The sequence below is a fragment of the Streptomyces sp. NPDC001532 genome, assembly GCF_040298625.1.
In the GTDB taxonomy this organism is placed as follows: domain Bacteria; phylum Actinomycetota; class Actinomycetes; order Streptomycetales; family Streptomycetaceae; genus Streptomyces.
Genome location: NZ_JBEPAL010000056.1, coordinates 1 through 25181 on the forward strand (window position 1 = coordinate 1; position 25181 = coordinate 25181).

Here is a 25181-nt window from a genome sequence, read left to right on the forward strand (position 1 = left end):
GAACAGGTCCCAGACCTCGTCCGCGTCGTTGCGGGTGATGGTCTCGCGGACGTTGTCGTTGACGGCCTCGATGGAGTCGCCGTAGTCGAGGTAGGCGGTGGTGTCGGAGTGGACGAGCAGATGGCCGTCGGTCTCCGTGAGGGCGTCGAGGCGGGCCATCCACTGGAGGTGGTGGTCCTGGAGACGGTCCATGTCGGTCTTCTGGCCGCCGTTGAGCAGCCAGGCCGCCTGGAAGGTGGCGGTGCCCGCGCCGGAGTTGACGGGCGTGTCGCCGAACCGCTTGGCGCCGAGGAGCAGCAGCTCGTGGTTGCCCATGAGGGCCTTGCAGTAGCCGCCGGCCGCGGCCGCCTCGGCGGACAGCCGCATCACCAGGTCGATGACGCCGATGCCGTCGGGGCCGCGGTCGGTGAAGTCGCCGAGGAACCACAGCCGGGCGGTGCCCGCGCACCAGTTCCCGGCGGCGTCGATGAGGCCCTTCTCCTGGAGGGCGGCCACCAGCTCGTCGAGATAGCCGTGCACGTCGCCCACGACGAACAGGGGGCCGGGGCCGGTGGCGGCGGGCGGGGCGACGGGCGCCGGGTCGACGGTCACCTGAAGCGTGTCACCTCGATTGATGACGGGCAGATCGCGCTCGGTCGGCGTGTACTCCCGCGGGAACTCCGCCGGCTCCGCGACCGCGCCCGCGGCCTCACCGGGACGGGTGCCGCCGAGGTACGGACCGGTCTCGTGGACGTACGCGGGTACCCGGAAGTCGCGCAGCGTCGCCGTCCGCTCCACCTCGGGTCCCTGACCGGCCCCCTGAGTCATCGACCCCTCCACCATCGCGCCGCATCTGCACCGCTTCGGACTGCCTGGTCGCAGCGGCCCGCGGTGTCGTGGGCCCATCATAGGAATGCGGATCGCTCTGTGTGATGACCCAGGGGTGGTGAATCAGAGCAGGACTCCGGTTCAACGCGGCATTCGCCCCGATTGGCAGGGCTTCGACCGTCCTGGTGTCCGCCCCGGTCAGCCCTCTTCGGGCGTGCGCGGCGGGCTGACCGTCGTCCGCGGCGGACGTCGCTGGGACGAGGTACGCACGATCAGCTCGGTCGGTATCACCTGCTCGACGGGCTGGTCCGACTCCACGCCCTCGATGGCGTCGATGAGGAGCTGGACCACGGCCGTGCCGATCCGGCGCGGCTTCAGGGAGAGCGTCGTGATGGGCGGCTCGGTGTTGGCGTACACGGTGGATTCGCTGCAGCAGACCAGAAGCAGGTCGTCCGGTACGCGCAGCCCGTAGCGCCGGGCGGCGGCGAGCAGGTCGGTGCCGTTGGGGTCGAACAGGCCGTAGACCGCGTCGGGCCGGTCGGGGCGGGCGAGCAGCCGGTCGGCGGCTACGGCGCCCGCGCACGGATCGTGCGCCGGATAGGCCTCGTACACCGGATCCTGGCCGACTCGCTCGCACCAACGCAGGTATGCGGTGGTCGAGAGGTGGGTGTAGGTGTCCGTGGTGGTGCCGGTGAGCAGGCCGATGCGGCGGGCGCCGGCGTCGGCCAGGTGGTCGAGGATGCCGAGGACGGCGGCTTCGTGGTCGTTGTCGACCCAGGCCGTGACCGGGAGGGACCCGGCGGGGCGGCCGTCGGAGACGACCGGTAAACCCTGCCGGACCAGCTCGCTGACGACCGGATCCTGGTCGGAGGGGTCGATGACGACCGTGCCGTCCAGGGCGACGTTCGACCAGACGTCGTGGCGGGAGGTCGCGGGGAGGATGACGAGGGCGTAGCCGCGGGCGAGCGCGGCCGAGGTGGCGGCCCGTGCCATCTCCGCGAAGTACGCGAACTCCGTGAAGGTGAAAGGTTCATCCCCGTATGTCGTCACGGTCAGGCCGATGAGTCCTGACTTGCCGGTACGGAGGGTGCGGGCCGCGGCCGAGGGCCGGTAGCCCAGCCGGTCGGCGACCTCTCGGACATGGCGTCGGGTGGCGTCCGGGAGCCGGCCCTTGCCGTTGAGGGCGTCGGAGACGGTCGTGATGGAGACCCCGGCGGCGGCGGCCACGTCTCTGATGCCCGCCCGGCCCGGCCGGCTTCCTCGACGTGAGGTTTCCGCGCGGCTCACCTGGTGCTTCCCTGCTGCTGTCATGGCGAGCCGATAGTAGGGCTCATGCGGTGGGGTAGTGCGGACGCATATGCACCCGTTGACAGGCACGTTTCTGCATGGCGGAAGCCTGCTAAATGCCTTTGAATGCAAGGCGGTTGGCGGGTTGGGGGTAAGGACGTGACTTGTCGGCGTGCACCGGCCTGCCAACTGGACGATGTTGCGAAGAGGTCTCAACTCACCTTCACGAGGGATGCGCGCCACGGCGTGAGCCACCGGCGCGTAGATATATGTACGGCGCGCCCCCGCTTCGTACGCCTTCGGGCGGTGTTGCCCCTGATGCCTGTGTGACCAACGAGGCCGGCTGCCCGGAGAGGTGGTCCGCTCTCACCTGTTCGCAGCCGCGCCGAATCCTCATAAGGTGAGAAGCATTGAGAGCCGGCGGCGGTCAGGCGACGCCGGTGGTCGCGAGGAGGACTGCGGTGAGCGAGACGAGCCCCAAGCTGCGCGCCGAGCTGGAGGGTATCCCCACCTACAAGCCGGGCCGGCCCGCGGCGGCAGGCGGCCCGGTGGCCTACAAGCTGTCCTCCAACGAGAACCCCTATCCGCCGCTGCCCGGCGTGATGGAGAGCGTCACGGCCGCGGTCGCGTCCTTCAACCGCTACCCGGACATGGCCTGCACCGGCCTGATGGAGGAGCTGTCCGAGCGGTTCGGGGTGCCCGTCTCGCATCTGGCCACCGGCACCGGTTCGGTCGGTGTCGCCCAGCAGCTGATCCAGGCCACCGCGGGTCCTGGCGACGAGGTCATCTACGCCTGGCGGTCCTTCGAGGCGTACCCGATCATCACGCAGATCAGCGGCGCCACCTCGGTGCGGGTGCCGCTCACGCCGGGCGATGTGCACGACCTCGACGCGATGGCGGCCGCGATCACCGACCGGACCCGGCTGATCTTCGTCTGCAACCCCAACAACCCGACGGGCACGGTGGTGCGCCGGGCCGAGCTGGAGCGCTTCCTGGACCGGGTGCCCGGCGATGTGCTGGTCGTCCTGGACGAGGCCTACCGCGAGTTCATCCGCGACCCCGAGGTGCCGGACGGCGTCGAGCTGTACCGGAAGCGGCCGAACGTGTGTGTGCTGCGGACTTTCTCCAAGGCGTACGGCCTCGCGGGCCTGCGGGTGGGCTTCGCGATCGCCCACGAGCCGGTGGCGGCGGCGCTGCGCAAGACGGCGGTGCCGTTCGGGGTGAGCCAGCTCGCACAGGAGGCGGCGATCGCCTCGCTGCGCGCCGAGGACGAGCTGCTGGGCCGGGTCGGCTCGCTGGTGTGCGAGCGGAACCGGGTGGTCGACGGACTGCGTGCCCAGGGCTGGACGGTGCCCGAGACCCAGGCCAACTTCGTGTGGCTGCGGCTGGGGGAGCGCACGGTCGCCTTCGCCGAGGCCTGCGAGCAGGCGGGTGTGGTGGTGCGGCCGTTCGCCGGCGAGGGTGTGCGGGTGACGATCGGTGAGGCCGAGGGCAACGACATCTTCCTGAAGGCCGCGGAGGCCTTCCGCAAGGAGCTGTGAGCCCGAAGCGACGGTGAGCGCCCGGGGGCGGTGGCTTCCGGGCGCGGTCATGACGCCTGTTCGCGCTCCGGGGTGCCGCGCGGCCCGGCCGTCGCCCCGAGGTCCTCGCCCTCGCCTTCGGTGTCGATGCGCGGCAGCAGCCGGTCCAGCCACCGGGGCGTCCACCAGGCGCGCTCGCCCAGCAGGGTCATCACGGCCGGCACCATGAGCAGCCGTACGACGGTGGCGTCGATGAGCACGCTGACGGCCAGGCCCAGCCCGAGCATCTTCACCACGATGTTGTCGCTGATCAGGAAGGCCGCGAAGACGCTCATCATGATCAGCGCGGCACAGGTGATGACCCGGGCGGTGATCTCCAGGGCATGGGCGACGGAGGCTTTGGCGTCGCCGGTGCGCAGCCAGGCCTCGTGGACGCGGGAGAGCAGGAAGATCTCGTAGTCCATGCTCAGGCCGAAGATGATGGCGAACATCATCATCGGCACATAGCTCTCGATGGGCACGGTGCCGTGGACGCCGAGCGCGGGCCCGCCCCATCCCCACTGGAAGATGGCGACGACCACGCCGTACGAGGCCGTGATGGACAGCACGTTGAGGACGGCTGCCTTGACGGCGACGAGCAGACCGCGGAAGACCGCCAGGATGATCAGGAACGACAGGGCGACGACCACCCCGATGATCAGCGGCAAGCGGCTGGCGACGACGTCCCGGAAGTCGACCTGGGCGGCCGTGGTGCCGGTGACGTAGGTGTCGGCGTCGGTGCCGGAGACGGCGTCGGGCAGCGTGTCGTGGACCAGGTGGTTGGTCAGGTCGGTGGTCGTGGCGCTCTGCGGTGACTCGGTGGAGTAGACGGTGGCGATCAGCACATCGCCGTCCTGGGTGGGCGTCAGCTGGGTGACCGTGGCCGCGTCGGGCAAGCCGTCGAGGGTCTGCTGCGCCTGGGACTGGAGCTGGGAGCGCTGGTCGGACGGGACGGAGCTCTGGTCGATGACGACGGTCAGCGGACCGTTGGATCCGGGCCCGAAGGCGTCGGTCATCAGGTCGTAGGCGCGCCGGTCGGTGAAGGAGGTGGGGTCGGCGCCGTCGCCGATGTGACCGAGCTGGATCGAGAAGACCGGGATGGCGAGGACTGCGACGGTGGCGACGCCCGCCGCCAGGTAGCGCAGGGGGTGGTGTTCGACCCGCAGGGCGTAGCGGTGCCAGGTGCCCTGAGGAGCGCCGTCGGCGGTGTCGCCTTCCGCCACCGGGTGTCGCACGTGGTAGCGGTCGATGCGCCGCCCGATCAGCCCGAGCAGGGCCGGGACGAGCGTGAGCGCGCCGAGGACCGCGGAGACCACGGTGACGGCGGCGGCGACACCCAGTTTCCCGATGAAGCTCACGCCGGAGGCGTACAGACCGGCCAGGGCGATGATCACGGTGGTGCCGGAGACCAGGACGGCCCGGCCGCTGGTGGCGGTCGCGTGCCCGGCGGCACGGGCCGGATCGGCGCCGTTCATCAGGTTCTGGCGGTGCCGCGTGATCAGGAAGAGCGCGTAGTCGATGCCCACGCCCAGGCCGATCATGGTGGCCAGGGTCGGTGAGACCGTGGCGAAGGTGAAAGCGGCGGCGAGCAGCCCGAGCAGGCCGAGACCGCCGATGACGCTGATGAGCGCGGTCACCAGGGGCAGGCCGGCGGCGACGACGCTGCCGAAGCCGATCAGCAGGACCACGATGGCGACGGCGAAGCCGATGAGTTCGCTGATCCGGTCGTCCGCCTCCGGTCGGGCCAGTTCACCCAGCGGGCCGCCGTACTCGACCTGGGCGCCGGCCTCCCGCAGCGGCTGGACGGCGTCGTCCACGCCGTCCAGGTAGGAGTCGCCGAGGGTGGAGGGCTGCTGGTCGAAGCGGACGGTGATGTAGGCGGTCTTGCCGTCGGTGGACAGCGGGCCGATCTTGGAGGCCGGAGTGGACAGCGGGTTCTGCACGGACAGGACGTGCGGCAGTTTCTGAAGATCGGTGACCGTGGTGGACATCGGTGAGCTGAGGGCGCTCAGCGACTGGTCGGCGTCGTGCAGGACGATCTGGCTGCTGTAGCCGCCGGCTTGCGGATCGTGCTGTTTCAGGACGTCGAGACCTTCTTGGGACTGCACACCCGAGAGAGTGAAGTTGTCGGCGTAGTCGCCGCCGTAGGTGCGGTTGAGAGCCTGAACGGCGACGAGGGCGACCAGCCACGCCACGATGACGATCACGAAGTGGTGAGCGCACCATTCTCCGAGCCGCCGCAGTCCCCTGGCCCTTCTGTGTTCCCCCGCACGGGCACGGGCAGGTTCCATGGCTGCGATCTCTCCGGCCTGTGGTGCCGGGCGGTTGCCCGACACGTCCATTGGACGCCCGCCCGATCGGGACGGCATCCCGGCCGTTGGTCGATCGAGGGGTGGCTAGAGGTCGGCGAGTTCGACCCGTACCGGGTCGCCGTTGCGGACCGTGGCCAGGAGGCGCGGGTCGCCGTCGAGGTGTCCGAGGACGTTGCAGGGACTGGCGAGGCGGCACTCGTCGCCGTGCGAGATCGGGGTGGGGCCGTAGGGGAGGGCCAGGGCGTCGCCGTCGGTCCAGAAGGCGACCGTGCCGGGCTCGACGACCTGGCGGGCGTCGGTTTCACGTGAAACAGCGACCCCGGTGTCGAAGTAGACCTCCTCGCCCCAGGTGTGCGCGGTGGAGGAGAGCGGCAGGGCCTTGGCGAGGGCCCGGGTGGTGGGGGTGTCGTCGAGGGTGGCGGTGAGATGCCCGGCCGGCCAGGAGATGCGGATACGGGCCCGTGGATGCGATGTCTGCATGAAGCGCAATTCAACAAGATGTTGAATTCACTGCCAAGAGGCTGACGTGAAGGCCAAGGAGGTACCCCCCTGTCTCTGTCGAAAATCAGTGAGTCATAATTGCTTGTGAATGTGAACGCGTTCACAAGCGTGTCCCGGTTGTTCCCGTGATGGGCGTGACAGAGCGGGGCAAACCGCCGCAGTGTCCACGGCGATGTAAGGAGACAGACGACGTGGAATTGGCTTTGGCGCCGGAGACTCTGGCGCGTTGGCAGTTCGGCATCACCACCGTCTACCACTTCCTGTTCGTTCCGCTGACGATCTCGCTCGCCGCCCTCACGGCCGGCCTGCAGACCGCCTGGGTGCGCACGGAGAAGGAGAAGTACCTCAGGGCGACGAAGTTCTGGGGCAAGCTCTTCCTGATCAACATCGCGATGGGTGTGGTCACCGGCATCGTGCAGGAGTTCCAGTTCGGCATGAACTGGTCCGACTACTCCCGCTTCGTCGGTGATGTCTTCGGCGCACCGCTCGCCTTCGAGGCGCTCATCGCCTTCTTCTTCGAGTCCACCTTCATCGGCCTGTGGATCTTCGGCTGGGACAAGCTGCCGAAGAAGATCCACCTGGCCTGCATATGGATGGTCTCGATCGGCACGCTGCTGTCGGCGTACTTCATCCTCGCGGCCAACTCGTGGATGCAGCACCCCGTCGGCTACCGGATCAACGAGGAGAAGGGCCGCGCCGAGCTCACCGACTTCTGGCTGGTCCTCACCCAGAACACCACGCTCAACCAGGTCTTCCACAGCTTCTCGGCGGCCTTCCTCACGGGCGGCGCCTTCATGGTGGGCATCGCCGCCTTCCACCTGATGCGCAAGAAGCACATCCCGGTGATGCGGACCTCGCTCCGCCTCGGCCTCGTCACCCTGGCGGTCGGCGGCATGTTCACCGCGATCAGCGGCGACACCCTCGGCAAGGTCATGTACGAGCAGCAGCCGATGAAGATGGCCGCCGCCGAGGCCCTGTGGGACGGCGAGGAGCCGGCACCCTTCTCCGTCTTCGCCTACGGAGACGTGGACAAGGGGCACAACAAGGTGGCCCTGGAGATCCCCGGGCTGCTGTCCTTCCTCGCCCACAGCGACTTCGAGTCCTACGTCCCCGGCATCAACGACACCAACAAGGCCCTCCAGGAGAAGTTCGGGCCCGGCGACTACAAGCCCATCGTGCCCGTCGCCTACTGGGGCTTCCGCTGGATGATCGGCTTCGGCATGGCGTCCTTCGGGCTCGGCCTGCTGGGCCTGTGGCTGACCCGGAAGAAGTTCATGCTGCCGGCCGCCTGGCGCACCGGTGAGGACGAGGTGCCGCATCTGGTGCTGCTGAAGAAGCCGCTCGGCGCCAAGCTCACCCGGCTGTACTGGCTGCTGGCCCTCTGGACCATGGGCTTCCCGCTGATCGCCAACTCCTGGGGCTGGATCTTCACCGAGATGGGCCGCCAGCCGTGGGTCGTCTACGGCGTGATGCAGACCCGGGACGCGGTCTCCCCCGGTGTCTCGCAGGCCGAGATCCTCACCTCGATGATCGTCTTCACGACGCTCTACGCCGTCCTCGCCGTGATCGAGGTCAAGCTGCTCGCGAAGTACGTCAAGGCCGGCCCGCCCGAGCTCACCGAGGCCGACCTCAACCCGCCCACGAAGATCGGCGGCGACATCCGTGACGCCGACAAGCCGATGGCCTTCTCGTACTAGGCCGAGGGAGCTGCACCGTCATGGAACTGCACGACGTCTGGTTCGTCCTGATCGCCGTCCTGTGGACCGGCTACTTCTTCCTGGAGGGCTTCGACTTCGGAGTCGGCATCCTCACCAAGCTGCTGGCCCGCGACCGGCCCGAGAAGCGGGTCCTGATCAACACCATCGGCCCGGTCTGGGACGGCAACGAGGTGTGGCTGCTCACTGCGGGAGGCGCGACCTTCGCCGCCTTCCCCGAGTGGTACGCCACCCTGTTCTCCGGCTTCTACCTGCCCCTGCTGCTCATCCTGGTCTGCCTGATCATCCGAGGCGTCGCCTTCGAGTACCGCGTCAAGCGGCCCGAGGAGAACTGGCAGCGCAACTGGGAGACCGCGATTTTCTGGACCTCGCTGCTCCCGGCATTCCTGTGGGGCGTGGCCTTCGGCAACATCGTCCACGGGGTGAAGATCGACCAGGACATGGAGTACGTCGGCACCGTCGGGGACCTGCTCAACCCCTACGCGCTGCTGGGCGGACTGGTGACGCTGACCCTGTTCACCTTCCACGGCGCGGTGTTCACGGCGCTCAAGACCGTCGGTGAGATCCGCGAACGCGCCCGGAAGCTGGCGCTGCGCGTCGGCCTTGTGACCGCCGTGGTGGCGCTGCTCTTCCTGCTGTGGACGCAGGTCCACACCGGTAACGGCAAGAGCTTGGTCGCCCTGGTCGTGGCGGTCGGCTCGCTGCTGGTGGCACTGGCGGCCAACCAGGCCGGACGCGAGGGCTGGTCGTTCGCGCTCTCCGGCCTGACCATCGTGGCGGCCGTGGCGATGCTCTTCCTGTCGCTCTTCCCGAACGTCATGCCGTCGTCGCTGAACGAGGAGTGGAGCCTGACGGTCACCAACGCCTCGTCGAGCCCGTACACGCTGAAGATCATGACCTGGTGCGCGGCGATCGCCACCCCGCTCGTGCTGCTCTACCAGTCGTGGACCTACTGGGTGTTCCGCAAGCGGATCGGCACCCAGCACATCGCTTCCGAAGCCGCGCACTGAGGTGTGTTTCACGTGAAACCGATCGACCCCCGGCTCCTTCGTTACGCCCGAGCCACCCGGCTCTTCCTGGTGGCGGTCGTCGTCCTGGGCGCCGTCGGCGCCGGGCTGGTCATCGCGCAGGCGATGCTCATCGCCGAGACGGTGGTGGGCGCCTTCCAGCACGGGATGACGGTCGCCGAACTCCGCACTCCGCTGCTGCTGTTGGTGGCCGTCGCCTGCGGCCGCGGGCTGGTCGCCTGGCTCACCGAGCTGGCCGCACACCGGGCCGGCGCGGCGGTGAAGTCGGAGCTGCGGGGGCGGCTGCTGGAGCGAGCGGCGGCGCTCGGCCCGGGATGGCTGAGCGGACAGCGGACCGGTTCGCTGGTCGCGCTCGCGACGCGGGGAGTCGACGCCCTGGACGACTACTTCTCGCGCTATCTGCCCCAGTTGGGGCTCGCGGTGGTCGTCCCGGTGGCGGTGCTGGCGCGGATCGTCACCGAGGACTGGGTGTCGGCGGCGATCATCGTCGGCACCCTGCCGCTCATCCCGATCTTCATGATGCTGATCGGCTGGGCCACCCAGTCCCGGATGGACCGCCAGTGGCGGCTGCTCTCCCGCCTCTCCGGTCACTTCCTGGACGTCGTCGCCGGGCTGCCGACGCTGAAGGTGTTCGGACGGGCCAAGGCCCAGGCCGAGTCCATCAAGCGGATCACCGGCGAGTACCGGCAGGCGACCATGCGGACGCTGCGGATCGCCTTCCTGTCCTCCTTCGCCCTGGAGCTGCTGGCCACCCTCTCGGTGGCCCTGGTCGCCGTGACCATCGGCATGCGGCTCGTGCACGGTGAGATGGACCTGTACATCGGTCTGGTCATCCTCGTCCTCGCCCCGGAGGCCTATCTGCCGCTGCGGCAGGTGGGCGCCCAGTACCACGCGGCGGCGGAAGGACTGGCCGCGGCCGAGGAGATCTTCTCGGTTCTGGAGACCCCGGTACCGGCCACGGGCACCGCCGCCGTCCCGTCCGGGCCGCTGACCTTCGAAGACGTCACCGTCCGCTACCCGGGACGCGCCACGGACGCGGTCTCCGCGGTGTCCCTCACCGTCGCCCCCGGCGAGACGGTCGCCCTCGTCGGCCCGAGCGGCGCGGGCAAGTCGACCCTGCTCAGCGTCGCCCTGGGGTTCGTACGGCCGACCGAGGGCCGGGTGCGGATCGGGGGAGCCGACCTGGCCGACGTCGACCTGGAGCAGTGGCGCGGACACCTCGCCTGGGTGCCGCAGCGGCCGCACCTGTACGCCGGGACGATCGCCGAGAACGTACGGCTGGCCCGTCCCGACGCCGACGACGAAGCGGTACGCCGCGCACTGCGGGACGCCGGCGCGCTTCAGTTCGTCGACGCCCTCCCCCAGGGCGCCGGCACCGTGCTGGGTGAGGACGGCGCCGGACTGTCCGCCGGGCAGCGGCAGCGCCTCGCACTGGCCCGGGCGTTCCTCGCCGACCGGCCCGTGCTGCTCCTGGACGAGCCGACGGCCGCGCTCGACGGAGCGACCGAGGCGGAGGTCGTGGCGGCCGTCCGCCGGCTCGCCGCCGGGCGGACCGTGCTGCTCGTGGTGCACCGGCCGGCGCTGCTGGACGTGGCGGACCGGGTCGTACGGCTGGACGGGCCGGACACGCCCGCGAGCCGTCCGGTGGCCGACGGCGTACGTGCCGCCGCACCGGAACCGACGCCCGGCACCGCTCCCGACGAGCCCGCGCGCGAGACGGCGAACGCCGCCCAGGGCTTCACCGAGGCGTCCGACGAGACTTCCGCAGGCGCCCCGGCCCATGTGCTCGCCCGCGTCCGTGCCATGTCGGGCGCCCGCCGGGGACGCCTCGCCCTCGCACTGCTGCTCGGCAGCCTCGCACTCGGCAGTGCCGTCGGTCTGATGGCCACCTCTGGCTATCTCATCTCGCGGGCCTCGCAGCAGCCGCCCGTGCTCTATCTGATGATGGCCGTCACGGCCACACGGGCCTTCGGTATCGGCCGGGCCGTGTTCCGCTACGCCGAGCGGCTGGTGTCGCACGACGCGGTGCTGCGGATGCTCGCTGACACCCGGGTCGCCGTCTACCGGCGCCTGGAGCGACTGGCACCCGCGGGCCTGCGCACGACCCGGCGCGGCGATCTGCTCTCCCGGCTGGTCGCCGATGTGGACGCCCTCCAGGACTACTGGTTGCGGTGGCTGCTCCCGGTCGGTGCCGCCGTCGCGGTCTCCACGGCGTCCGTCGGCTTCACGGCCTGGCTGCTGCCCGAGGCAGGCGCCGTGCTCGCCGTCGGCCTGCTGGCGGCCGGCGCCGGGGTTCCGATGCTCACCGGCGCGGTGGCCCGGCGTGCCGAGCGCCGGCTCGCCCCGGCGCGGGGTGTGCTCGCGACCCGGGTCGCCGATCTGCTGACCGGGACCGCCGAACTGGCCGTCGCCGGTGCGCTGCCCGCCCGTACCGCAGAGACCCGGCGCGCCGACGCCGAGCTGACCCGGATCGCCTCGCGCGGGGCCACCGCCACCGCCCTCGGTGACGGGCTCACCGCGCTGGTCTGCGGCCTGACCGTCGCCGCCGCCGCCCTCGCGGGCGCCCAGGCGGTGGCCGCCGGACGGCTGAGCGGGGTGGCGATGGCCGTCGTGGTGCTCACCCCGCTGGCCGCCTTCGAGGCCGTCCTCGGACTGCCGCTCGCCGTGCAGTACCGCCAGCGGGTGCGCCGCAGCGCCGAGCGGGTGTACGACGTCCTGGACGCCCCCGAGCCGGTCCGCGAGCCGAGGCAGCCCCGGCCGGCGCCCGCGACGCCGTTCCCGCTGGTGCTGCGGGATCTGTCGGCCCGTCACCCCGGGCAGGACCGGGACGCGCTCGCCGGGCTCGACCTGACGCTGGAGCGGGGCCGCCGGATCGCGGTCGTCGGCCCGTCGGGCTCCGGCAAGACCACCCTGGCGCAGACGCTGCTGCGGTTCCTGGACGCCCGCGCCGGCTCCTACACCCTGGCCGGCGTGGACGCGTACGCCCTGGACGGCGACGACGCACGGCGGCTCGTCGGCCTGTGCGCCCAGCACGCGCACCTCTTCGACAGCACCGTGAGGGAGAACCTGCTGCTGGCCCGGCGGGACGCGGGCGAGGCCGAGCTGCGCGACGCGCTCGCCCGGGCCCGGCTCCTGGACTGGGCGGACGGTCTGCCCGACGGGCTGGACACGCTCGTCGGCGAGCACGGGGCCCGGCTCTCCGGCGGCCAGCGGCAGCGGCTGGCGCTGGCCCGCGCGCTCCTCGCCGACTTCCCGGTGGTGGTCCTCGACGAGCCCGCCGAGCATCTGGACCTGCCGACCGCGGACGCGCTCACCGCCGATCTGCTGGCCGCCACCGAGGGCCGTACGACCCTGCTCATCACCCACCGGCTGGCCGGGCTGGAGGCCGTGGACGAGGTGATCGTGCTGGACGCGGGCCGAGTGGTGCAGCGCGGGCCCTACGCGGAACTGGCGGCGGTGGAAGGGCCGCTGCGGGAGATGGTGGCCCGGGAGGAGGCGTCGGACCTGCTGGTGGGAGCGCGCTGACGGGGTCGCGTCGACGAGGTCGCGCTGACGGGCGGGCCGTGCCGACGGGGACGCGCTCGGGCCGTCGGCGTCGGCTCGCCTCGCGCCCGTCCGCCCCCGCACCGGCAGCCCACACCACACCGGCGGCGGGCCGCCCGGCCACTCGGCAGCCGAAACCACCGCGAGGCATGCCGACTGACACATCGTCACCCGGTCGGAGAACTGCTCCATCCGGGCCCGACCGTCCCCCATGCGTACGCTTTGAACGGGCTTGTGCCGGTCCGGCGGGCGACGATCGCTGACATGCGCTCATATCGCCGTCATCCGCTGCTCCTCACGGTGCTGCTGTGCGCGCTGGCCGTGCTCGCGGCCCGGCCCGGCTCCACCGACGGCGACACCGGTGCTCAGGTGGCGCAGCTGTACCAGGACGCGGCCGTGGTGACCCAGCGGTACGAGGCGGGGCTGCGGGAGGCCGAGGCGCAGCGGGCGGAGGCCCAGCGGCTGGAAGGGCTGCTGGACGAGCGGCGGCGGGAGATCGCCGGGCTCCACGAGGACCTGGGCCGGATCGCCCGCGCCCAGTACCGCGACGGCGGAGGCCTTCCGCTCGCCGCCCAGATCGTCCTCGCGGACAGCCCCGACGAGCTGATGCGAGGTCAGCGGGCGTTCTCCCGCGCCCATGCCGCCGTGGACAACGCGATCGGCAGGAGCCGCCGCGCGGAGGCCCGGCTCGCCGCCGACGAGGCGACCGCCCGGGCGGCATGGCAGAAGCTGGACGTGCGGAACGCCGAACTCGCGTCGCTGAAGCAGTCCATCGAGCAGAAGCTGGAGGAGGCCCGCCTGCGTCTCCAGGGGGAGGCGGACGCCTCGGCGGCGGCGGGCAACTGCCGGGGCGCGGTACGGCTGGACCAGCCGAGCACGACGTTCACGAACGCGTGGGTCTCGCCGGTGGAGACCTACGTGCTGTCCGCCGGGTTCGGCAGCGGCGGTGCCCGATGGGCCAACCGGCACACCGGGCAGGACTTCGCGGTGCCGATCGGCACGCCGGTGCGGGCCGTCGGCGAGGGCAGGGTGGTGAAGGTGTCCTGCGGAGGCGCGTTCGGGGTGGAGATCGTGCTGGAGCACCCCGGCGGCTACTACACGCAGTACGCCCATCTCGCGTCCGTCGCCGTCGACCAGGGCGAGCGGGTGACGACCGGCCAGTGGATCGGCCAGGCCGGCACCACCGGCAACTCGACCGGACCGCACCTGCACTTCGAGGTCCGCGTCACCCCGCAACTGGGCTCCGGAGTGGACCCGGTCCCGTGGCTCGCGGCCCGAGGCGTCACCGTCTGACCACGGCAGCGGCGGCGGCGCCGGCCTGACACGACCCGCAGACCGGTAGCCGCGCCGCTCACCCACGCCGCGCCGACTACCCCCGCAGCTCCAGCAACCGCTCGATCACGACCGCCACCCCGTCGTCGTTGTTCGCGACCGTCCGCCCCGAGGCCGCGGCGATCACATCCGGGTGGGCGTTGCCCATGGCGTACGACTGTCCCGCCCAGGTCAGCATCTCGACGTCGTTCGGCATGTCCCCGAAGGCGACGACCTCCTCGTGCGAGATCCCGCGCTCGGCGCAGCACAGGGCGAGCGTGCTGGCCTTGGAGACGCCGGGGCCGCTGATCTCCAGCAGGGCGCTGGGGCTGGAGCGGGTGACGTTGGCGCGGTCGCCGATGGCGAGCCGGGCGAGGGTGAGAAAGCCGTCCGGGTCCAGCTCGGGGTGGTAGGCGAGGATCTTCAGCACCGGTTCCCCGGCGCCCGCCGCGTCCGGTGCCAGCAGCCGCTCGGCCGGCGCGAGGGTGTCCGGGACCTCCATGTGCAGCTTGGGATAGTCCGGCTCCTGGTGGAAGCCGTACGTCTGCTCGACCGCGAACACCGTGCCCGGCGCCGCCTCCCGCAGCAGCCGTACGGCGTCCAGCGCGTTGTCCCGGGCCAGCTCCCGCACCTTCACGAACCGGTGGGCGCCGGGGCCGCCGTGGAGGTCGACCACGGCCGCGCCGTTGCCGCAGATCGCCAGGCCGTGGCCGTGGACGTGGTCACTGACGACGCCCATCCAGCGGGCCGGGCGGCCGGTGACGAAGAAGACCTCGATCCCCGCCTCCTCCGCGGCGGCGAGAGCGGCCATCGTGCGCGGGGACACCGACTTGTCGTCGCGCAGCAGCGTGCCGTCGAGGTCGGTGGCGATCAACCGGGGCGGTATCGCGGGGGCCGGAGTCTCTGGCTGTCGAGTCGCTGAGGTCACCGCGCCATTCTCCCGCATATGCCCGCACGGGCGTGCGGGACTCCGCACATCTGAGTGGTTACCGGCCCCACCGGCGTCGTCACCCTCCGTCCGTCAGCGCAGTTGCGCCGGTGCCTCCATGGCGATCTGCTCGAAGATCTTCTCGTCCGAGGCGAAGTCCGAGCCCGGGATCGGCCAGTGGATCACGATCTCGGTGAAGCCCAACTCCCGGTGCCGGCCCGCGTAATCGACGAAGGCGTCCAGGGACTCCAGCGGCCGGCCGCGATCCGGGGTGAATCCGGTCAGCAGCACCTTGTCGAGCGCGTGCACATCCCGGCCGATCGCCGCGCAGGCGTCCGCCAGCTTCTCGACCTGCCCGCGAATGGCCTGAACCGACTGCTCCGGAGTGCCGTTCTCGAAGAGCCTGGGGTCACCGGTGGTGACCCACGCCTGCCCGTACCGCGCGGCGAGCTTCAGACCGCGCGGACCGGTGGCGGCGACGGCGAAAGGCAGCCGCGGCCGCTGCACACAGCCCGGGATGTTGCGCGCCTCGTGGGCCGAGTAGAAATCGCCTTCGTACGACACCGAGTCCTCCGTGAGGAGCCGGTCCAGCAGCGGCACGAACTCGGCGAACCGGTCGGCCCGCTCACGAGGCGTCCAGGGCTCCTGGCCGAGCGCGGTGGCGTCGAAGCCGGTGCCGCCCGCGCCGATGCCGAGGGTGACCCGCCCGCCGGAGATGTCGTCGAGGGAGATCAGTTCCTTGGCCAGCGTCACCGGGTGCCGGAAGTTCGGCGAGGTCACCAGTGTGCCCAGCCGCAGCCGCTCGGTCACGGCCGCGGCGGCGGTCAGCGTCGGCACGGCACCGAACCACGGCCCGTCCCGGAAGCTGCGCCAGGAGAGATGGTCGTAGGTGTAGGCGGTGTGGAAGCCGAGCTGCTCCGCGCGCTGCCAGGTCTCCTTGGCCCCCTCGTGCCAGCGGCGGTACGGGAGGATCACAGTGCTCAGACGCAGACTCATGCCATCGAGCCTAAGCGGCCCCGGACGTTTCACGTGAAACGCCGACGCCGTGTGATCAGTGCGGCTGGTCAGCGCCTGATCAGTGCGGGGAATCAGTACGCGGAATCGGCACCCGTGATCAGTGTGAGGGATCAGTACGAGGGATCAGCAGTGCGCGAGATCGGCTCGCGAGATCAGTGCCCCTCCGGAAACCGCAGATACCGCGGAGGCACCGCCTCCACCAGCCACACCCCGTTGGCGCTGAGCCGGAACACATGCCCGTCCCGGTGCATGGCCCCCGCGTCGACGGAGAGCACCACCGGGCGGCCACGGCGGGCGCCGACGCGGGTCGCGGTCTCCCGGTCGGACGACAGGTGGACGTCATGACGGTCCATGGCGCGAAGCCCTTCGGCCCGGATCGCGTCCAGGTTGCGGCCCACGGTCCCGTGGTAGAGGTACGGCGGCGGGGTCGCCGGCGGCAGATCGAGGTCGACCGCGATGGTGTGGCCCTGGCTGGCGCGGATCCGGGTGCCCTCGACCGCGAAGCGCCGCTTGTCGTTCGCGACGACCACGTGGTCCAGCTCCGCGCGGGTGAAGTGGAAGCCGTGCGCGGCCGCGGCCGCGAGCAGATCGTCGATCTCGACCCATCCGCCCTCGTCCGGCGTCAGCCCGATCCGCTCCGGCTGGTGGCGCAGATGCTTCGAGAGGTACTTGGAGACCTTCACGGTGCGTCTCTCATCCATGGCGACCAGGGTGCCGCGCGAGACGCGGATCACGCACCCGATATACGTCCGGAGGTTTGATCCACAGCAACGTCAGTTATCCACAGGAGAATTGAGTGACCCTGTGGACAATGAGCCCCGACAACGCCAGAGGCCCCGGATCTCTCCGGGGCCTCTGGCCTGTGTGCACTCGGCAGGATTCGAACCTGCAACCTTCTGATCCGTAGTCAGATGCTCTATCCGTTAAGCTACGAGTGCTTGTTCTTTTTTCTCCGCCGCTTCCGTTCCTTCCGGCCCGTCGCGGCGACAGGAAGAACATTACATGACTGCCGCCGTCATGTGAAATCCGATTGGTCTACCCCTTCTGACCTGCAGAAACGTCGGTTTGAGGGCAAGGGGCGGCGGTGCGGGAAGCCGGGAACGACGAAGCCCCGGTCCATCGGACCGGGGCTTCGGTGATCTTGCGCGGAGGCGGAGGGATTTGAACCCTCGATGGGCTTTAAGGCCCAAACCGCATTAGCAGTGCGGCGCCATAGACCGGACTAGGCGACGCCTCCAGCACAGCCGCCCGCGCGAGCGCGAGTGGTGCGTGCAGATGATGACACAGTCGAGCGTGCTGTCACCAATCGCCCCCCACGGTACTAGGCAGGCGGGCCGCAGGGCAAAGGGCTTCCCGGGTGAAGCCGGTACGGGTCGCGGCCGAACGCAACGTCCCGGGGCGCGCGGCGTTAGTCAGGTCATGTTGCAGGTCACCACCCCCCACGCGCTCCGGCGGCTGATCGTCGCCGCCGGCACCTCCCTCGCGGCGCTCGGCTCGCTCTCGGCCGCTCCCACGGCCGCCGCCCTCGCCGTCCCGTCCCCCGCCGCGCCCCCGTCGATCCCCGGTGCCGACCGGGCCGGCGCCGACCATCTCACCGTCACCGTCCGGCACACCGGCGGCGCCGAGGACGGGACGTTCGAGCTGGACTGCCATCCGGGCGGCGGCAGTCACCCGAACGCGGCCGGCGCCTGTCAGGCGGTCGACCGGAACACCGCGTGGGGCAAGGAAGCCTTCGCGCCGGTCCCGGAAGGGACCGTCTGCACCATGCAGTACGGCGGTTCCGCCACCGCGCACGTCACCGGTACGTGGGCCGGCCGTCCGGTCGACGCCCGGTTCGACCGGAGCAACGGCTGTGAGATCGCCCGTTGGGACCGGTTCGTCCCATTGCTCCCCGAGTTGGGCGACTGAGCGGCCGGCGAGCCGCCCCGCGCGGGGCCGTAGCGACCGGACGCGGGAAGCGTCGAGCAGGACGGATCACGAGACACATACAAAGTGCGGGCTGCTGTAAACGTCCTGCGGAGGTGGCGAGGAGGGCGCATGGGAGCGGACCTCAGCGGTCATGTGCTCCCCGACGCTTCGGCGTCGGGCCGGGTTCACCGGCTCGTGCGACCTCTCTCGCATCCGGCGTCGCGAGCGCAATCCCAGCCCTTAGACTCCCTCGCGTGACACGCCGCGGGCCGGTTGGCAAGATGGCCCGAGCGGTCGGCAAGGTGCGGTAACAGGGAGGAAGCGTCTCGTGAGCAGCAGGCCACCCCGAGGCGCTGCTCGCCTCGCAGCCATACTCGACGCGCTTCCCGACGCGTTGGTCCTGGTCAACGCCAACGGAACCGTCGTCAACGCGAACGCCATCGCCCTGGAGGCCTTCGAGACCCCGGGCACCGCCCTCGTCGGGCGCGGGCTGCTCGATCTGCTGCCGGAGTTCGACTCCAAGCTGATCCCCGGCTCCATGCGACGGCCCGACCACATGGACCCGCGCGGCCGGACCAAGCCGACCCGGATGATGGCCAGGCGGACCGACGGCAGCGAGTTCCCGGTCGAGGTCACGTCCGCGAATCTGGAGAACGGCCAGCAGGCCTACGACAGCTACGGCTACACCGGCGACGAGCTGCTGATGCTCGTCGTCCGCGATCTGTCCGGCACCGTGGACACCGAGGCCGAGCTGGCCCGCTCGCAGCGGCAGACCGAGATGATCCTGCGGGCCGCGGCGGAGGGCGTCGTCGGCACCGACACCGACGGCCGGATCGTCCTCGTCAACCCGGCCGCCGCCCAGATACTGGGCTACCGGGCCAGCGATCTCGGCGGCAAGGAGCTGCACACCCTCGTGCTGCACTCGCGCGCCGACGGCTCGCCGTTCCCTTACGACGAGTCGCCGCTCGCCGACACCCTGCGCTCCGGGCGCAAGCACCGGGTGCGCGGGCAGGTGCTGTGGTCGAAGGCCGGGGACAAGGTCTCCGTCGACCTGACGACCGCTCCGGTGCGCGACGGCGACCAGCTCGTCGGCGCTGTGATGACCTTCCTCGACCGGCGGCCGTACGACACGCTCGCCGAGGAGAAGGCGGAGGCCGAGCGGCGGCACGCCGAGGAGCTGGAGCGGCTCGCCGAGGAGCACGCCTCCGACCTCACCGCGCTGCGCCAGAGCCACGTCACCGAGCTGGAGGAGCTGCGCGAGCGGCACGCGGAGGAGCTGGCCGCGGGCGAGGAGCGGTACGCGGCGCTCGGCGAGCGCGAGAAGGACCGTTACGAGGCGCTCGCCGGACGGCACGAGCAGCTGCTGACGCTGCTGGCCACCTCGCTGCGCGGTCCGCTGGACGAACTGCGCCGCGAACTCGCCGCGCTGGCCGCGGACGACGCCGGGCAGCTGTGGCCCGAGGCCAACCAGGTCCTGCACCACCTCTCGGCGGGCTACTCCCGCATCACCACCCTCATCGACAACGTCCTCGGCTACCAGCGCCTGGACTCCGGCAGCGACGGTGTCGCCCGGACGAAGGTCATGCTCGACTCGGTCGTCGCCGCCGGTGTGGACGGCGCCGTCGAGCTGATCGGGCCGGGCCGGGTGCAGTTCGCCGTGCACGCGCCGCCCATCGAGGCCGAGGTCGACGCCCGGCTGCTGGCGACCGCGCTCGCGCATCTCGTCGCCGATGTCGCCGGGGTCGACGCGACCGGGAACTCCCCGGTGTCCGCGGGCGGTTATCTGGACAACACCGTGGTGGTCGCGGCGGCCCAGCGGGGCGAGGTCGTCCGGATCGAGGTGCGCGGGCCGTACGCCGGGGGCGATCCGGTGCACGAGCCGATCGTGCGCGGGATCGTGCGGGCCCACGGCGGTGTGCTCCAGACGCACGAGGTGCCGGGCATGAGCGGCAACGCGTACGTCCTTGAAGTGCCCATCGGCGGTGGCGCGGGCGCCGTGTCCGCGGTCGAGGCCGAGGGCGAGGCGGTGCCGGCCGCCGACCAGACCTCCGGCGGGCGGCGGCGGGCCCGGCGGTCCTCCGTGGACGCCTTCCTGGAGAGCGAGGTGCCGGGCGCGCCCGACGGCGGTGCCGAGGCGGAGGCGGAGTCCCCCTCCCCGGCGCCCACCGGACGGCGGCGCAGGCGCGCGGCGGCCGAGGCGCCGGAGCTGCCCGCCGCGGTCGAACCCGTCGAACCCGTCGAGCAGGTCGAGCCGGCCGAGGCCGCCGGCGGTACCGGTCGACGGCGGGGACGTGCCGCCGAGGACGCCGCTGCCGCGGCCGTCGCCGCGGCGGCGACCGTCGCCGGGGTGGCCGAGGGCGCCGTGGTGACGGCCGACGAGCATGCCGCGGGCACCGCCGCGGTGGGCACCGGCCTGGGCGGAACGGTGCCGCCGCAGGGCGTGCCCGCGTCCGGCGGCCGGCGGGCCCGGCGCGCTCCGGAGGAGCAGCACGCCCTGACGCCGGCGCTGCCGACCGTGTCGGGGGAGACCCCGCCGCAGCCCACGGGCCGCCGTCGCCGTGCCCTCGCCGCAGCCCAGGAGCGCGCCGCGGCGCAGGAGGCCGGGCCGCGCACCGTGTTCGCGCTGCCTCCGGCCGAGGCGGACCGGGTGTCCGACGGCACGGAAGCGGAGGTGCCGCCGCAGTCTCAGCCACTGCCTCAGCAACCGCTCCAGCCCCAGCAGCCCCAGCCCCAGCAGCCCCAGCCCCAGCCCCAGCAGCTCCAGCCCCAGCCGCAGGCACAGCAGCCGCAGCCTCCTCAGCCGGTGCTGCCCCAGGGTCTGCCGCAGGCCCTGCCGGAGCAGGAGCCGCAGCAAGGGCCGCAGCAGGGGCCGCAGCCGGAACCGCGGCAGCCCGCCGACCAGGCACCACCCGTGGCGTCCGTGCCGCCCGTGCCGCCCGTGGCGCCCGCTCTCCACCCCGAGGTTCCCGGCGCTCCCGTACCGGGGCCCGCGCAGCCCCTCCCCGGCCCCGCGCCCATGCCCGTTCCGGCGCCCGCCGCCCCGGTGAGCCCGCCCGCGCCCCAGCCGGCCCCGCAGCAGGTTCCGCCGCAGGCCCCGCCCCAGGTGCCGCAGCAAGCCACCCCGGCCGTCGCGCCCGGTCACGCCCACCCGGACGCTCACGGGACCGGTGACGCGGAGGCCCCCCAGGTCACGCCCCCTGTCGCGCACCCGGTCGCGCCTCCTGTCACCCACGCCGACGACCACGGCCGGCACGACGCCGTCCCGCACGACCAGTCCGCCGACCACACCCCGCCGCAGCCGCATCCCACCGGCGCGCCGACGGGCCGCCGCCGTCGGGCCGTCGCGCCGCCGCCGGAGCAGTCCGGCACGCCCGCGCAGGGGGTACCGGCCCAGGTGAGCGCCCCGCAGGCGGCACCGGTTCCGCAGCCCGCGGCCCAGCCCGCTCCGGCACCCGTACCGGCGCCCGTACCGGCGCCCGCCCCGGTCCCGGCGGCGCCGGCACCGTCCGTCGCACCCGCCGCGCAGGGCCCGGCCGTACCCGCGCAGCCCGTGTCCGGCACCGGTCACCTCGCCGTGCCCGCGCAGGCCGCGGCGGCGCAGCCCGCTCCGCAGCCGGTGGCGCACTCGGTGGTCCAGCCCGCCGTCCAGCCCGTGGCGCACCCGCTTCCCGGGCTGCCGCTCCCGGCCGAGTCGGTGCCCGGCCCCGGCACGCCCGCGGCCGGCACGCCCACGCCGCAGCCCTGGCCCGCCGCCGACGGCGACACCTCCGGAGCCGGCACGCCGGCGGCTCCGTCCGGTGCCGGCACGCCGGCGGCTCCGTCCGGTGCCGACACCGCCGTACCGCCGCAGGCCCACCCCGGCACCCCGCTGCCGCCGCCGGCGCGCGTCGCGCAGCCGCTGCCCGCCGAGGCGGCGGCGCCCGTGGACCCGAACTCGACGCAGGGCCGGGCCATCAGCGTGCGCACGCTGGGCCAGGGCGTGCCGTTCACCCGGCAGGCGGCGCAGGCGCAGCAGCCGTCGACCGCCACCCCGCCCCCGCATCAGCCGGGCGGTTCCGGCCGGCGCCGCAAGCTGGGCACGCCGCCGGACCCGGCCGCCGCGCGCCCGCATCCGTCGGCCGAGGCGCCCGCCTCCCAGCCGCCGCCCGCGCGGCTCCCGGCGCAGGCCAGTGAGGGTGCCGGACGGTCGTACGCCATAGGCGCGCCGGACGAGAACGCCGCCGAGGGCCCGGAACCGCTGGACGGTCCCGGTGGGGCCGTGGAGGTGGCCGACACCCCGCGCCCGCAGCCGATGGACGACGAACTGCCGCCGGAGCCGCTGGACAACCCGCGGCGGCTGCTGGTGTGGCCCGCGCCGGACGTGAGCACCCAGCAGGCGCTCAGCGACCGTGGCTACCGGCCGGTGATCGTGCATTCGCGCGAGGAGGTCGACGCGCAGATCGCCGCGTTCCCGGCGGCGCTGTTCGTGGACCCGCTGACCGGGCCGATCACGCGGACCGCGCTCCAGTCGCTGCGGCAGGCGGCGGTGGCCGCCGAGGTGCCGGTGATGGTCACTGCCGGGCTCGGTCAGGCGACCCGCGAGGCGGCCTACGGCGCCGACCCCGCCGTCCTGCTGAAGGCGCTCGCCCCGCGCGACAGCGAGCAGCACCCGCCGCGGGTGCTGCTCATCGAGGAGCACGCGGAGATCGCGCTGGCGCTGACGGCGACGCTGGAGCGGCGCGGGATGCAGGTGGCACGGGCCGCCAGCGACACCGACGCGGTGACGCTGGCCGGGCAGTTCCGGCCGAACCTCGTGGTGATGGACCTGATGCAGGTGCACCGGCGCCGGGCCGGGATCGTGGACTGGCTGCGCGCCAACGGGCAGCTCAACCGCACTCCGCTGGTGGTCTACACGGCCGCCGTCGACCAGGCCGACCTGCCGCGGCTTGCCTCGGGCGAGACGGTGCTGTTCCTGGCCGAGCGGTCGACCAGCGCCGAGGTACAGGCACGGATCGTCGACCTGCTGGCCCGGATCGGCACGAACTAGCGGGCACGGGTCCGCACGCACCAACCGGAACGGTTCGGCGCGGACCAGCGGGCATGGTTCCGCGCGGACCAGCGGGCACGGTTCGGTGCGACCCTGCGGGCGCTGATCGGCACGAGCTGGTCGGCACGAGCCTGACGGCACGAGCCTGACGGCACGTACAGGCATGACGGTTGCGGGCGCGGGCCGGCGCGACCCTGCCGGAACAGGTCGCACGGACCAAGCGGGCGCGGTTCGGCGCGACCCTGCGGGCACGGTTCGGCGCGGGCCTGCGCACCGGATCCGCAAGCGCTAGCGGGCGATGAGGCGGCGGGCCCCTTCCTTGATGGAGGCCCGGAGCCGTTCGCGGTCGGCGTCCCGGGTGCCGACCAGGATGCGTGCGATCTGCGGCACGACGGTGGCCCAGTTGGCCAGCGCGGTCAGCAGGAGCAGCAGATCGGGCGCCGGGATCGCGTCGGTGACGACGCCTCTGCGCTGGCCGTCCGCGAGCGCGGCGATCTTGCGGGCGTAGTGCTCCCGGCGGTCGGTCTCGTCGGGGAGTTCGGACGAGCCGTACTCCAGCCCTTCCCAGTAGAGCAGGCGCAGGACCTCCGGGTGGGCGGAGTGGTAGTCGAGCAGGTGGTCGACCCAGCCCTCGATGTCGTCCGGGTCGACGGGGACCGAGGCGGCGAGGTCGAGCATCTTCTTCTCGAGGACGTGGGTGAACAACTGGTCCTTGTTGCCGAAGTAGGCGTAGATCAGCTGCTTGTTGGCCTTGGCCTCGGCCGCGATGCGGTCGATGCGGGCACCCGCGATGCCATGCCGGGCGAACTCGGCCACCGCCGCCGCGAAGATTCGGGCCTTGGTGGCCTCGGGGTCCCTTGCTCCCATGGGGGACAGGGTAGCGCGGGGCGATAACCAACCGTTTGGTTGACAGGGAATCGAGTGGGATCGCAGACTGTTCTCCCATCGTCCAACCAAACGGTTGGTTATTCGAGTCGGCTCGAAGGGGTCTCCCGCTCATGCCGCCGTCAGCGAGCACCGCCCAGCCCACCGCGACCCGCACGTCCCCCGCACGGGAGCCGCACCGTCCCGCTCCCGCCCTCTTCCTCACCCTCCTGGCCGTGTGCAGCGCGGTCACCGCGGCCAACATCTACCTCGCCGCCCCGCTGCTCACCCTCATCGCCCGCGACTTCGGCTCGGCGCCCTCCGCCGTCGCCTGGATCGCCTCGGTCGCCCAGTTCGGCTACGCGCTCGGCCTGCTGCTCTTCGCCCCGCTCGGCGACAGCGTCAACCGGCGCCGGCTGGTCGGCGGCCTCACCGTGGTGACCGCCGTCGCGCTGGCCGCCGCCGCGGCCGCCCCCGGCTCCGCCGCCCTCGCGGCCGCCGTGCTCGTCGCCTCCGCCGCGACCGTCGTCCCCCAGCTGCTCGTCCCGCTGGTCGCCGAGCGTGCCCCAGCCGAGCGCCGGGCCCGCCATGTCGCCGCCGTGGTCGCGGGACTGTTCACGGGCATCGTCGCGGCCCGCGTGGTCGGCGGACTGGCCGGTCAGGCCTTCGGCTGGCGCTGGGTGTTCGCCGGCGCGGCCGTACTGACCCTCGCCCTGGGCCTCGCCACCTCGCTGGTCCTGCCGACGGAGCGCGGGCAGCGCACCGGCGCGCTGTTCGGCGGCATCGCGACGCTGCCGGGACTCGTGCGCCGTTCGCCCGAGCTGTGGCGGGCCTGCGTGCGGCAGGCGGGGATGTTCGGCGCGTGGAGCGCCCTGTGGACCTCGCTGGCGCTGCTGCTGACCGGCCCCGAGTACGGCCTGTCCACCGCCACCGCGGGACTGTTCGGCCTCTTCGGGCTCGCGGCGAGCGTGGTGGCGCCGCTGGCGGGCGGGCTGGTCGACCGGTTCGGCGCCGCCAAGGTCGTCCGCACCGCGTATCTGCTCGCCGCCGTCTCCGTGCCGCTGTTCTGGGCCGGCGGCCGGGTCCTCGCGGCGCTGTTCGTCGCCGCGATCGCGATCCACGCGGCGCTCGTCGCCTCGCACGTCGCCAACCAGACACTGGCCCTGACCACCACCTCCACCCCGGCCACCGCCAACACCGCCTACGTCGTCGCCGGTTTCGCGGGCGGAGCCACCGCCTCGGCCCTCGCGGGCTCCGCCTTCACCCACTTCGGCTGGGGCGGGGTGTGCGCGGTGGCGGGGGTGTGGCTGCTGCTGGGCTGGGGAACGACCGTCGCACGGCGGTGACCTCCTGCCCGAGGCGGCCGTCGTACGGC

At 72.4% G+C, this 25181-nt stretch carries 16 protein-coding genes and 2 tRNA genes; 8 read left to right on the plus strand and 10 right to left on the minus strand.

The window, feature by feature from the left end; translation table 11 throughout:
* Both ABT232_RS34155 and ABT232_RS34160 read right to left on the minus strand, forming a co-directional pair.
* The coding region (locus tag ABT232_RS34155) for a metallophosphoesterase (protein WP_351847548.1) at positions 1–822 on the minus strand (822 nt) is incomplete at its 3' end.
* Between the two features lie 183 nt (positions 823–1005).
* Positions 1006–2118 carry a LacI family DNA-binding transcriptional regulator gene (locus ABT232_RS34160; protein ID WP_097253576.1) on the minus strand — a complete coding sequence of 371 codons (1113 nt, stop codon included), beginning with the start codon at positions 2116–2118 and terminating at the stop codon, positions 1006–1008.
* A 437-nt stretch (positions 2119–2555) separates the two neighbouring features.
* Here ABT232_RS34160 and hisC point away from each other — a divergent pair, with 437 nt between their 5' ends.
* The gene (gene hisC / locus ABT232_RS34165; protein ID WP_351847551.1) at positions 2556–3635 is read left to right on the plus strand and encodes a histidinol-phosphate transaminase; all 1080 of its coding nucleotides are present in this window, start codon (positions 2556–2558) and stop codon (positions 3633–3635) included.
* A gap of 47 nt (positions 3636–3682) precedes the next feature.
* On the opposite strand, the gene ABT232_RS34170 is transcribed toward hisC, so the two are convergent.
* Together ABT232_RS34170 and ABT232_RS34175 are read right to left on the minus strand one after the other, a co-directional pair.
* Positions 3683–5944 carry an MMPL family transporter gene (locus ABT232_RS34170; RefSeq protein WP_351847553.1) on the minus strand — a complete coding sequence of 754 codons (2262 nt, stop codon included), beginning with the start codon at positions 5942–5944 and terminating at the stop codon, positions 3683–3685.
* A 105-nt stretch (positions 5945–6049) separates the two neighbouring features.
* Complete coding sequence (locus ABT232_RS34175; RefSeq protein WP_351847555.1) at positions 6050–6445, minus strand: cyclophilin-like fold protein; 396 nt, start codon at positions 6443–6445, stop codon at positions 6050–6052.
* 212 nt (positions 6446–6657) lie between these two features.
* Here ABT232_RS34175 and ABT232_RS34180 point away from each other — a divergent pair, with 212 nt between their 5' ends.
* The 4 genes from ABT232_RS34180 to ABT232_RS34195 all read left to right on the plus strand — a co-directional run bounded on the left by ABT232_RS34180 (position 6658) and on the right by ABT232_RS34195 (position 14045).
* Entirely contained in the window at positions 6658–8163 is a 1506-nt protein-coding gene (locus ABT232_RS34180) for a cytochrome ubiquinol oxidase subunit I (protein ID WP_351847558.1), read from the plus strand.
* Positions 8164–8183: 20 nt separating this feature from the next.
* Positions 8184–9191 carry a cytochrome d ubiquinol oxidase subunit II gene (gene cydB / locus ABT232_RS34185; RefSeq protein ID WP_351847559.1) on the plus strand — a complete coding sequence of 336 codons (1008 nt, stop codon included), beginning with the start codon at positions 8184–8186 and terminating at the stop codon, positions 9189–9191.
* Positions 9192–9203: 12 nt separating this feature from the next.
* A complete protein-coding gene (gene cydD / locus ABT232_RS34190) occupies positions 9204–12734 on the plus strand; it encodes a thiol reductant ABC exporter subunit CydD (RefSeq protein WP_351847561.1) in 3531 nt (1176 codons plus the stop codon).
* 282 nt (positions 12735–13016) lie between these two features.
* Complete coding sequence (locus ABT232_RS34195; RefSeq protein WP_351847564.1) at positions 13017–14045, plus strand: M23 family metallopeptidase; 1029 nt, start codon at positions 13017–13019, stop codon at positions 14043–14045.
* Between the two features lie 76 nt (positions 14046–14121).
* On the opposite strand, the gene ABT232_RS34200 is transcribed toward ABT232_RS34195, so the two are convergent.
* From ABT232_RS34200 to ABT232_RS34220, 5 genes are all read right to left on the minus strand, one after another.
* Positions 14122–15009, minus strand: coding sequence for an HAD-IIB family hydrolase (locus tag ABT232_RS34200; RefSeq protein ID WP_351847566.1), 888 nt, complete (start codon positions 15007–15009; stop codon positions 14122–14124).
* A gap of 75 nt (positions 15010–15084) precedes the next feature.
* Positions 15085–15987, minus strand: coding sequence for an LLM class flavin-dependent oxidoreductase (locus ABT232_RS34205; protein WP_351847568.1), 903 nt, complete (start codon positions 15985–15987; stop codon positions 15085–15087).
* A gap of 173 nt (positions 15988–16160) precedes the next feature.
* Entirely contained in the window at positions 16161–16709 is a 549-nt protein-coding gene (locus ABT232_RS34210) for an RNA 2'-phosphotransferase (protein WP_351847570.1), read from the minus strand.
* Between the two features lie 164 nt (positions 16710–16873).
* Positions 16874–16946 (minus strand) — tRNA-Arg (locus ABT232_RS34215).
* 208 nt (positions 16947–17154) lie between these two features.
* Positions 17155–17245: transfer RNA gene (locus ABT232_RS34220), tRNA-Ser, on the minus strand.
* A gap of 182 nt (positions 17246–17427) precedes the next feature.
* Here ABT232_RS34220 and ABT232_RS34225 point away from each other — a divergent pair.
* On the plus strand, positions 17428–17916 hold the full coding sequence (locus ABT232_RS34225) for an SSI family serine proteinase inhibitor (protein ID WP_351847573.1): 489 nt from the start codon (positions 17428–17430) through the stop codon (positions 17914–17916).
* 328 nt (positions 17917–18244) lie between these two features.
* Positions 18245–22942 carry a hybrid sensor histidine kinase/response regulator gene (locus ABT232_RS34230; RefSeq protein ID WP_351847575.1) on the plus strand — a complete coding sequence of 1566 codons (4698 nt, stop codon included), beginning with the start codon at positions 18245–18247 and terminating at the stop codon, positions 22940–22942.
* Between the two features lie 288 nt (positions 22943–23230).
* Here the strand turns inward: ABT232_RS34230 and ABT232_RS34235 are convergent, their stop codons facing one another.
* Positions 23231–23809, minus strand: a complete 579-nt coding sequence (locus tag ABT232_RS34235; protein WP_351847578.1) for a TetR/AcrR family transcriptional regulator — start codon at positions 23807–23809, stop codon at positions 23231–23233.
* 131 nt (positions 23810–23940) lie between these two features.
* Here ABT232_RS34235 and ABT232_RS34240 point away from each other — a divergent pair, with 131 nt between their 5' ends.
* Positions 23941–25152 carry an MFS transporter gene (locus ABT232_RS34240; protein ID WP_351847580.1) on the plus strand — a complete coding sequence of 404 codons (1212 nt, stop codon included), beginning with the start codon at positions 23941–23943 and terminating at the stop codon, positions 25150–25152.
* The last annotated feature ends 29 nt before the right edge of the window (positions 25153–25181 follow it).